Raw genomic sequence first — 10,512 nt, 5'->3', positions numbered from 1 at the left:
CGTTTCAAATAATTCCACTCGAACTGACAAATCTACTCAGCAGTTTCAAACAATTCCACTCGAACTGACAAATTTACTCAGCAGTTTCAAAAAAGTCTACTGCTTTTTCTTTTTTGCTATCGGTTCCCCAATGAATGGTTTTGTCTTTTTTCTCTAATTTTGGTACATGTTTAGAACAGTGTATATAGGCCTCATCAATAGAAACAAGCACCCATTGTTCTATAGGAACCTGTATTTCCTTAGAAAAGCCTGAAATTTGTTCCTGGTACATTTTTGGAATTTCAAAATCTTTATAACTATTGGCTGATCCGTTTACATGCAATCCTACGGTAGAATCAAAAAAATCTACAAATACAATTCCGATATGTGGGTTTTCTAAAATATTTCCCAAACTGGCAAACACACCATTACCGAGATACTCTGGGTAGGCGAGGGTTGTATTGTCTAAAATTTTGATAAATCCTTGTTGCCCAAACCTTGGAGAGCAGTCGCAATTCCCTTGAGCATCTGCTGTGGCAATAAAAAACATTTCTTGACGCTCAATCAAGGCTTTCATTTTTGCACTCAGCTCATTTTTCATTTGAGAGTTGTAAAACTTTGAAGCTCGTTTGCTAGTCCCTTGCTGTCTTTGAATTTCTTTCTCTCCTTCGGTTCCAGTATGCATACTTACAATTTATTTACCAATACAAAAATTAGCAAAAATGTTTCCAAGCAGCTCATCGTTGGTTACTTCACCCGTAATCAATCCAAAATAGTACAAGGCTTCACGGATATCAATGGCTAATAAATCGCTAGAAATTCCTAGTTGTGTTCCTTCATCTACTTTGTTAATTTCATTCAGGGCTTTTAACAAAGCATCATAATGACGAGAATTGGTAACAATCGTGTCGTTATTATTCAAAGCACCAATTTTTACCAGTTTGGTCAATTCATTTGTCATTGTTTCGATACCTGCCTTTTCTTTTGCTGAGATTGTAATTATTTCAGGAATTTCAGCTTGTATATTTGCACGTTCTTTGTCAGAAATCTTGTCCGCCTTGTTGGCAATTATAATCAATTGCTTTTGCGGATATTTATTTTTTATGACTTCCAACTCTAGTTTTAAAATATCACTTTTAATCTTGTATTTTTCAGCGTCGAATAAATAAATAACAACCTGGGCTTGGGTGATTTTTTCAAAAGTTTTTTGAATCCCTATATTTTCTACCAGATCGGTAGTTTCTCTAATTCCCGCCGTATCAATAAATCGATAGGTAACCCCATCAATGATCATTTCATCTTCAATGGCATCTCTCGTAGTTCCTGCAATATCAGATACAATGGCTCTTTCTTCATTTAACAAAGCATTCAACAAAGTAGATTTCCCAACATTAGGTTCTCCTACAATAGCCACCGGAATTCCGTTTTTAATCACGTTTCCAACGGCAAAAGAATCAATCAAGCGTTTTAATACCAACTGAATTCTTTCAATCAAGGTTTTGAATTCAGATCGATCTGCAAATTCCACATCTTCCTCAGCAAAATCCAATTCTAGTTCTATCAAAGAAGCAAAATTTAACAATTGCTCTCTTAACAATTGAATCTCATTAGAAAAGCCTCCACGCATTTGTTGCATGGCTACTTGATGCGAAGCTTCGGAATCAGAAGAAATTAAATCCGCTACTGCTTCGGCCTGACTTAAGTCTAATTTTCCGTTTAAGAAAGCACGTAGGGTAAATTCTCCCGCATCCGCCATTCTGCATCCTTGTTTTAAAAACAATTGGATGATTTCTTGTTGGATATAAGAAGATCCATGACAAGATATTTCAATGGTATCCTCACCGGTATAAGAATTAGGATTTTTAAATACAGATACCAACACCTGATCAATGGCGCGCACCCCATCTATAATATGTCCTAAATGCAAGGTATGCGATTTTTGGTCTAAAAGAGATTTGTTGCTTTTTATCGATTGAAAATTAGCCGCAACTAAGGAGATTGCTTCAGGTCCGGATATACGGATAACGGCAATAGCGCCAACTCCAGAGGCCGTTGCTAAGGCAATGATGGTATCTTTGTGATTCATCTGGCAAAAATAGTGCTTTTTTGAATATTTTAAATGCTTTCGAGACTGCTAAATGGCATAACTTGTATTTTTGAATACTCCTTGCAACTTCTTTAATTTTTCTGCGTGTTTTAAAATATTGTAGTATTTTTACGTTCTTGTTTAGTGTCTCTACTGATGTTAAATTTTTAATGAAGAAACTACTGATAATCCTTACTTTTCTAACGTCTCTTTTTTCCTACGCACAGGTAGGAGGGGAAAAGGTGTATAGTTTTTTAAATTTACCATCTTCTGCACGTCAGTTAGGAGTAGGGGGAGCAGCGAATACTATTGAAGGGGATGTAAATATGCCCTTATGGAATCCAGCGATGTTAGATACCACCATGAACAACCAATTTGCAGTGAATTATACGTCTTATTTGGCGGGAATTTCTTTGGGAGCGGTGAGTTATGCTGCCAAGATAAACGACAAATTTGGAATGTTATATGCCGGAGTGCAATACCTTGACTATGGTTCTTTTACCAGAGCGGATGAGGATGGGACCATTACAGGTGAGTTCAAGGCTTATGATGTAGCACTTACTGCAGGATATGCGTATACCTCCAAAGAAAGTAATTTTACCATAGGTGCCAATGTAAAACTGATCAATTCATTGATAGATACCTATTCGTCTTTTGGAATTGCTGCAGATTTTTCTGCCTTGTACCGTCATTCTAACGAGAGAACTTTAATGACCTTAGTGGTTCGTAATGTAGGAACACAGTTAAAATCTTATGATGGCACGATTGAAGAGTTGCCCTTGCAAATTAATTTCGGGGTTTCTTCTAAACTAGAGCATTTGCCTTTGTTATGGTATGTAAACGTTGAGAATTTACAACAATGGAATGTGGCGGTTGCCAATCCTTCTAATGGAGAAATCGACATAGAAGGGAATACAAACCCAGAAAAAATATCGGCATTAGACAATGCGGTTCGTCATTTAGTAGTGGGAGCAGAGTTGTTTCCGGATAGAAAAATAACCATTAGAGGAGGCTATAATTTTAGAAGATCTAAAGAATTGGCTTTGAATGGAACCAACAGTTATGGTGGTTTTTCTTATGGTTTAGGATTGAACTTAAAAAGAATTCAGTTCAATTACGCAGTTACCAAATTTCACCCAAGTGCCAACTCAAATACGTTTAGCTTGGTGGTCAACTTATTTTAAGATATGAGTCATACAAATAAAATCATCGTTGCAATAGATGGATTTTCATCTACAGGAAAAAGTACGGTTGCCAAACAATTGGCTTCAAAACTAGGCTATATTTATGTAGATACTGGCGCTATGTATAGAATGGTGGCGTTGTATGCTTTTGATCAAGGATGTATTAGTCCAGATACTTTTGATGTTGAGAAGTTGATTACTCTCTTACCCAAAATAACGTTGAATTTTGTTTTCAATGAAAAGGCAGGTTTTGCAGAGGCTTATTTGAATGGTGTCAATGTAGAAAGTAGAATTCGTACCCTAGAAATTTCTAATTATGTGAGTCGTGTATCGTCCATCTCAGAGGTGCGTAGCAAATTGGTAGATATTCAGCAGAAATTAGGTCAGGACAAAGGTTTGGTTATGGACGGGAGAGATATTGGTACCGTGGTGTTTCCAGAGGCTGAGTTGAAATTATTTATGAATGCTTCTGCCGCAACTAGAGCCCAAAGAAGATATGACGAATTGCTAGCAAAAGGAGAAAGTGTTACCTATGAAGCCATTTTAGAAAATGTCACTTCTAGAGATGCTCAAGATACATCGCGTAAAGATTCTCCCTTAGTAAAAGCCAAGGATGCCATAGAAATTGACAATTCTGATTTGACCAGAGAAGCCCAGTTTGAATTGATATACGACCTTGCTTTAAAAGCCATGCAAGCCTAGTTAGAAATCAAGTCCATATGGGAATCCCGACTGTTTTATTTTAGTGATTTCAGATTCTCGAACGTCGGATGCCTTGCTGAGTGCATTGTTTAAAGCGGTGATCAAATGTTCTTCCAAAACGGTTTTATCGTCCATCACACTAGAGTCGATCGCAATATTTACAATTTGTTTGTTTGCCGTGATGGTTGCCACCACCAATCCATTCCCAGATTCTCCGTCAATAAAAACGGTTCTTAAGTGTTCCTTTTTAGCCACAATCTCTACTTGAGTTTGTTTCAATTCGTTTAATAAACTTTCTGCATCTTTTACCATATCCTGTGAGTTTTAATAATCATTTATTGTAAATTAGAGCTACAATAATCGTTCTATATAAATGTATAAAATAAATTTAGGTTTCGGGTTTTTAAGTCTTATTTTTGTCCTCTCTTGTAATAAAAATAATATGTCAAATATACCTGCGAAAGCACCTGTAGCAAAGAAGATTCCAACAACCTTTGAAATCCATGATGATCAACGTGTTGACAACTATCATTGGATGCGTTTGTCTGATGCTCAAAAGAATTCTAAAGATCCAGACGCGCAAACAAAAGATGTTTTGGAGTATTTAAACGCAGAGAATGACTTCTTAGAAGCTGCGTTAAAACATACCGAAGATTTTCAGAAGGATTTATTTGAAGAGATGAAGGGAAGAATTAAAGAAGATGATGCTTCTGTTCCCTACAAGAAAAATGGATATTTTTATATTACAAGATTTGAAAAAGGAAAACAGTATCCAATTTATACTCGTAAAAAAGGAAGTCTTGAGGCAGATGAGGAGTTATTGTTTGATGTCAATGAAATGGCAGAAGGATATGACTATTATACTTTAGGTGGTTTGTCTATTAGTCCAGACAATACCAAAGCAGCCTTTGCTATTGATACCGTAAGTAGACGCCAGTATATTATTTATGTAAAGGATTTGATTACAGGTGAAATTCTTTCAGATAAAATTGAGAATACTACTGGAGGAGCTGTTTGGGCCAATGATAGTGCTACTTTTTTCTATACAGAGAAAGATGCAGAAACCTTAAGAAGTACTAAAATTAAAAGACATAGTCTTGGCACTGTTGCTACCGAAGATGTACTGGTTTTTGAAGAAAAAGATGAAACTTTTGGTACCTATGTTACAAAATCTAAATCGCAAAAATATTTGGTGATAGGTTCGTATAGTACCTTGTCTACCGAATACCAATTATTAGAAGCCGATAACCCAACGGGTGCATTCAGAGTGTTTCAAAAAAGGGAAAGAGATTTAGAATACAGCATTGCTCATTACGAGGATCATTTTTATGTAGTGACTAATAAGGACAAGGCGACGAATTTTAAGTTGATGAAAACGCCTATTACGGCTACAGAAAAAGAAAACTGGGTAGATTTAATTCCGCATAGAGAAGATGTGTTATTAGAAGATATCTCCATCTTCAAAAATCATTTGGTTTTAGAGGAAAGAGCCAATGGTCTGAATTTGATTCGAATTAAAAAATGGGATGGATCTGAAGATTATTATTTGCCTTTTGGTGAAGAAACTTATTCTGCTTATGTATATGCCAATCCAGAATTTGATACAGAGGTAATTCGTTATGGATACAATTCAATGACAACCCCTAGTTCTGTGATCGATTTTAATATGGTGGATCAATCCAAAGAAATCAAAAAAGAACAGGAAGTTCTTGGGGGGGCTTTTGATAAAGAAAACTATACTTCCAAACGTGTTTGGGTAACCGCAAGAGATGGGAAAAAAGTAGCCATTTCTTTGGTGCATAGAAAAGATACCGAGTTGAATGAAAACACACCGTTTTTACAATATGCATACGGATCTTATGGTCATACCATTGATGCTAGTTTTAGCACCACTAGATTGAGCTTATTGGATAGAGGTTTTGTGTATGGAATCGCCCATATCAGAGGAAGTGAATATTTGGGTAGAGTCTGGTATGAAGACGGAAAGCTGTTGCGCAAAATGAATACGTTTACCGATTTTATCGATTGTAGTAAATATTTGATTGAAAATAAATATACTTCAGAAAAGCATTTATATGCCATGGGTGGTTCTGCTGGTGGATTGCTGATGGGAGCAGTGATCAATATGAATCCTGAATTGTACCATGGAGTATTGGCGGCAGTTCCTTTTGTAGATGTCATTTCTACCATGTTAGATGAGTCGATTCCTTTGACAACAGGTGAATTTGATGAATGGGGGAATCCAAAGAACAAAGAGTATTATGATTACATCAAACAATATTCTCCTTATGATAATGTAAGTGCTCAAGTATATCCTAATTTATTGATCACAACTGGTTTGCACGATTCTCAAGTGCAATATTGGGAGCCTGCCAAATGGATTGCTAAATTACGTGACTATAGTACCGGAACCAATAAGTTGTTGATGCATACAGATATGGAAACCGGGCATGGTGGTGCTTCAGGAAGGTTTGATGCATTGAAAGAAACAGCAAGAGATTATACTTTTATATTAGATTTGGAAGGCAAATTAGAATAAGGTGGATTTATTTAATTCAGACATTCAAACAAATCAATTACCATATGATGGGGACGTAGTGTATTACGGCCCCATTTTTTCTTTGCAAAAAGCGCAGGAGTATTTTACTATTTTAAAAGAAACGATTGCCTGGAAAAATGATACTTCTATCATGTTTGGAAAATTGATTACTACCGACCGAAAGGTTGCCTTATATGCGCATGAAAAATTGAGTTATACCTATGGCAGGATTCAAAAAACAACACTGCCTTGGACCTCAGAATTGTTGGAGTTAAAAAAGTTGATAGAAGAGAAAACAGGAGAGACGTATAATTCTTGCTTGTTGAATTTATATCATAATGGGAATGAAGGTATTGGTTGGCATACGGATGCGGAAAAAGAATTAAAAGAAAGTGGTGCCATTGCTTCCTTGAGTTTCGGAGCAGAACGTAATTTTGTTTTCAAACACAAAGAGTCCAAACAGAAAGTAAGTATCCTGTTACAAAAAGCAGGACTTTTAGTGATGAAAGGGGAAACCCAAAAACATTGGTTGCATAGTTTACCTAAAACCACTAAGGTTGCAACTCCACGGATCAACTTAACCTTTAGAACGATTCATAACCTCGGGGAATAATTATTGATAGGTATTGAGATTGTGATTGTCACTTCGAGTGTTTTCGGAATGAAATGAAGAAAATGTATCGAGAAGTGGTTTTTTATTGATAGTGCAGTTCTCGATACAAAATCATTTTCCACTTCGTTTCAAATAATTCCACTCGAACTGAAATCCTAAAATCTTAATTGTTGATTTTTATAAAGTGAACATTTGTATATCTATATTTTTTTGATATATTTGGTTTTCCAATATGGTTTACCAGATTGGAAAACCAAAAACCAATAGTATGAAAAATATTTCTATAAGCAAATGGAACCTGATATTGCTTATTTCATTTTTTGTGTCTTTAGCAGTATCGGCACAAAACAAAACCTATGAAATTGATGATCCCGAGGACGTAAGAAACGTTTTTTACCAACCTGGTGATGTCATTATTTTAAAAAATGGGACCTATACTACTGATGAAAGAATTCGTTTTTTGGGTTCAGGTACCGCTGAAAACCCAGTTACTTTACGAGCTGAAACACCAGGCGGTGTTATTTTTACTGGTGGACCACGATTGACTATTGGAGGAGAAACTGAAAATGATGTTGTAGTTGCAACTGGAGAATATTTGGTGGTTGATGGTTTTCACTGGAAAGGTGGATATGGTGCAAGTAATTTTATTGAATTTAGAAATGGTTATGACTATGCACATCATAGTACCATTCAAAATTGTGTCATTGACGGTTTGTCGGCAGAGCCAGCTGAATTGGCTGAAGATCTAGCAGATGGACAAATAACAAAGCACAGATGGATTGTTCTATATGGAACCTATAACACAGTGATCAATTGTTCTTTTATGAATAAAACAACCGCTGGAGCCATTGTATTGGCAGAATATTCCTACAATGCCTTCCCAAATGTTCCTGATGGTGAACCTGAAATAAATAATAGTTGTGAATTGGTTGGACATACCATTAGCAATAATTACTTTTTTAATTTCGAAAAAATGGATGCTGCTCTTAGTAATGCGGGAGATAGTGAAACTATTCGGATTGGAACAAGTGAATATCAGATGGTAAATTCGGGAGCTACCGTGAGTAACAATTATTTTGTGCGATCTGATGGAGAAAATGAAATCATCACTAATAAGAGTAAGAACAATACCTATTTTAATAATACTTTTAGAAGATGTAGAGGTTCGTTGGTATTGCGTCATGGATCCCATGCCAAGGTAGAGCAGAATTATTTTTTAGGTGAAGATGTTGATGGAACTGGTGGAATTAGAATAACGGATAGCGATCATACTATTAGAAATAATTACATCCAAGATTGTATCGCTGTAGTCAATCAGGCAAAGTGGAACAATGGAATTACTTTTATTGGAGGCTCTGCAAATGCGTCTGTCGATTGTACTTCTACGGATGTCACAAATGGCTATCAGAAAACAGAAAATGTTGAAATTTCTAACAATACCATTATCAACACCAATGCTCCATTGTTTTATAATACAGATAAAGGGTCTACTGATCCAAAAGGAGTATTCAGCAATAATTTAATTTATTTTGACGCGAATGATGCAAATATATCCACCGTTATTTCTGGAGAATATGCAGATTTAGGTACAGCTTTGACTTATTCAGACAATGTTTTTAAAGGAACAACCTTAGGAGCTACAAACAATGGGTTTTCAGAGGATACTGGAATTATAGCCACTGCCAATGGGGAGATTTTTGATATTACTGGCGTTTCTGGGAAAGGAGCCAATATGGGAAGTTATTCACCTACTACGGATACGGATGTGGGCTATGGAGTAGGAGCTTGCTTTGTAGATTTTGAAGGATTGAATATCAACGATGGTGACTGTACTATTGTAATTCCTGAACCAGGTAATTTTTTAACGATAGCCAGCGTACCCGCTTTTACGGCCGCTGCTGGGAGTAAAGAGGCAAGTGTTTCTGCCAATGTAAGTTGGACGGTTGCTTCTTCTTCTAATTGGATAACTGTGAATCCACAGTCGGGTACGGACAATGGAACGGTTTCTATTATGGTGAGTGAAAATACTGCTTATACCAGTAGAACGGGCTCTGTTGTGTTTTCTGAAGTTGCAGGGGGTGATGATATTGTAAAAACCATCACGATTCAACAAGAAGGAGCAGATCCTAAATCAAATTTTACTTTGATCAATGATGCGTCTTCCCATGATAAAGTAACGGTTGCTTCTGTTTTTCATGAAGAGATTACAGATTCAAAGAATAATATAGCCATCAATAGTTTGGATAAAAACTTGGATACGCAATGGTCAGGAAATGGAGTTCCGGGTGAAATTGTTTATGATCTAGGTGGGACTTTTGATCTAGGTTTGATTGATTTCGCAACAACTAGCGGTAAAACCTATGAGTTTCAGATTTGGGTTTCCAAAACAACAAATGAATCAAATGCATTCACAAATGCATTTCCAACGCAAGGCAATAATGACGGAAATTTAACTAGTAATTCCACGGGAGAATTTGAAACATATATTTTAGATACTGCCATAGAAGATGTAAAGTATGTGAAGGTTATTGGGTATGGTCAACCTGCTAGACCTAGTGATTGGAATACCATAAAGGAAATTGAATTTTACAAAACTAAAGAGCTGGTTTCTACTACAGATTCTGACGGGGATGGAGTTTTAGACGAAAATGATGTATGTGGCAATACACCAGCAAATACTGAAGTAGATGAAAAGGGCTGTCCAATAATTTTTGAATTGGATGCCGATAATTTTAGCATCAAAACAACTTCAGAGTCTTGTGATGGAAAAAATAATGGGATCATTTTTATGAGTGCCAAAGCAACATATGTGTACAAGGCCACTTTAGATGGAGTTGCCAGTAATTTTGATGGAAAAGAGTTGACTTTGGATGGATTGGCACCTGGTACCTATGAACTGTGTATCGAAATAGAAAGTGAAAATTATGTACAATGTTATAAGGTTGTAATTGATGAAGCTTCGCCAATTGCGGCAAAAATTACTACGGAGTCGAAAGTTTCTACCATTGAGATTACCTCTGGTACAGCACCCTATTCTATACTAAAAAATGGAACTCGATTTTTGGTGACTTCGGAGCAGACAATCAGTATGCCAACTGAAAATGGTGATGTTATTGAAGTTCTTACAGACAATGAATGTGAAGGAAGTTTGCATGAAAAAATAGAAGTGTTTACTGATATAGAAGTTTTTCCTAATCCAACAACCTCTCAAGTAACGATCCAAATGGCGAGTCAAGAGGAAGCTATGTTTGTAGAGGTATTTAATTCTTACGCCCAATTGGTACACTCTAAATACGAAACCATAGAAAATCAACAGATCACATTAGACTTAGAAAACAAACCAAAAGGAGTGTATTATATAAAGCTGTATACTGAAGAGCCGGTGGTTTTAAAAATTATTAAAGAGTAA

8 protein-coding genes are annotated in these 10,512 nt (G+C 36.2%); 5 read left to right on the top strand and 3 right to left on the bottom strand.

Features of this window, described 5'->3' with window-relative positions; genetic code table 11:
- Positions 1-73 precede the first annotated feature (73 nt).
- Together P8H68_RS09815 and mnmE are read right to left on the bottom strand one after the other, a co-directional pair.
- Entirely contained in the window at positions 74-664 is a 591-nt protein-coding gene (locus P8H68_RS09815) for a pyridoxamine 5'-phosphate oxidase family protein (protein ID WP_300324225.1), read from the bottom strand.
- Between the two features lie 9 nt (positions 665-673).
- Positions 674-2,065: a tRNA uridine-5-carboxymethylaminomethyl(34) synthesis GTPase MnmE gene (gene mnmE, locus P8H68_RS09810; RefSeq protein ID WP_300324222.1), complete on the bottom strand. Its 1,392-nt coding sequence runs from the start codon at positions 2,063-2,065 to the stop codon at positions 674-676.
- Between the two features lie 170 nt (positions 2,066-2,235).
- Between mnmE and porQ the strand changes: the two genes are divergently transcribed.
- Both porQ and cmk read left to right on the top strand, forming a co-directional pair.
- Complete coding sequence (porQ, locus tag P8H68_RS09805) at positions 2,236-3,249, top strand: type IX secretion system protein PorQ (RefSeq protein ID WP_300324219.1); 1,014 nt, start codon at positions 2,236-2,238, stop codon at positions 3,247-3,249.
- A 3-nt stretch (positions 3,250-3,252) separates the two neighbouring features.
- Positions 3,253-3,951 (top strand): (d)CMP kinase, encoded by a 699-nt coding sequence (gene cmk / locus P8H68_RS09800; RefSeq protein WP_300324216.1) that lies wholly within the window; start codon positions 3,253-3,255, stop codon positions 3,949-3,951.
- Here cmk and P8H68_RS09795 read toward each other — a convergent pair whose 3' ends face one another.
- The gene (locus tag P8H68_RS09795) at positions 3,952-4,263 is read right to left on the bottom strand and encodes a YbaB/EbfC family nucleoid-associated protein (protein ID WP_300324213.1); all 312 of its coding nucleotides are present in this window, start codon (positions 4,261-4,263) and stop codon (positions 3,952-3,954) included.
- A 130-nt stretch (positions 4,264-4,393) separates the two neighbouring features.
- Here P8H68_RS09795 and P8H68_RS09790 point away from each other — a divergent pair, with 130 nt between their 5' ends.
- The 3 genes from P8H68_RS09790 to P8H68_RS09780 all read left to right on the top strand — a co-directional run bounded on the left by P8H68_RS09790 (position 4,394) and on the right by P8H68_RS09780 (position 10,512).
- Positions 4,394-6,490: a S9 family peptidase gene (locus P8H68_RS09790; RefSeq protein WP_300324210.1), complete on the top strand. Its 2,097-nt coding sequence runs from the start codon at positions 4,394-4,396 to the stop codon at positions 6,488-6,490.
- A gap of 1 nt (position 6,491) precedes the next feature.
- Positions 6,492-7,103: an alpha-ketoglutarate-dependent dioxygenase AlkB gene (locus tag P8H68_RS09785; protein ID WP_300324207.1), complete on the top strand. Its 612-nt coding sequence runs from the start codon at positions 6,492-6,494 to the stop codon at positions 7,101-7,103.
- A 268-nt stretch (positions 7,104-7,371) separates the two neighbouring features.
- On the top strand, positions 7,372-10,512 hold the full coding sequence (locus P8H68_RS09780) for a chondroitinase-B domain-containing protein (protein WP_300324204.1): 3,141 nt from the start codon (positions 7,372-7,374) through the stop codon (positions 10,510-10,512).

It is taken from the genome of Flavicella sp. (genome assembly GCF_029238425.1).
Lineage (GTDB): Bacteria > Bacteroidota > Bacteroidia > Flavobacteriales > Flavobacteriaceae > Flavicella.
This window is presented reverse-complemented; position numbering and strand designations above follow the sequence as displayed.

Bases quoted from the DNA above. Each gene is read 5' to 3' on its own strand.
- P8H68_RS09795 (WP_300324213.1), bottom strand. From the start codon at position 4,263: ATGGTAAAAGATGCAGAAAGTTTATTAAACGAATTGAAACAAACTCAA.
- P8H68_RS09790 (WP_300324210.1), top strand. From the start codon at position 4,394: ATGTCAAATATACCTGCGAAAGCACCTGTAGCAAAGAAGATTCCAACA.
- P8H68_RS09815 (WP_300324225.1), bottom strand. From the start codon at position 664: ATGCATACTGGAACCGAAGGAGAGAAAGAAATTCAAAGACAGCAAGGG.
- P8H68_RS09780 (WP_300324204.1), top strand. From the start codon at position 7,372: ATGAAAAATATTTCTATAAGCAAATGGAACCTGATATTGCTTATTTCA.
- mnmE (WP_300324222.1), bottom strand. From the start codon at position 2,065: ATGAATCACAAAGATACCATCATTGCCTTAGCAACGGCCTCTGGAGTT.
- porQ (WP_300324219.1), top strand. From the start codon at position 2,236: ATGAAGAAACTACTGATAATCCTTACTTTTCTAACGTCTCTTTTTTCC.
- cmk (WP_300324216.1), top strand. From the start codon at position 3,253: ATGAGTCATACAAATAAAATCATCGTTGCAATAGATGGATTTTCATCT.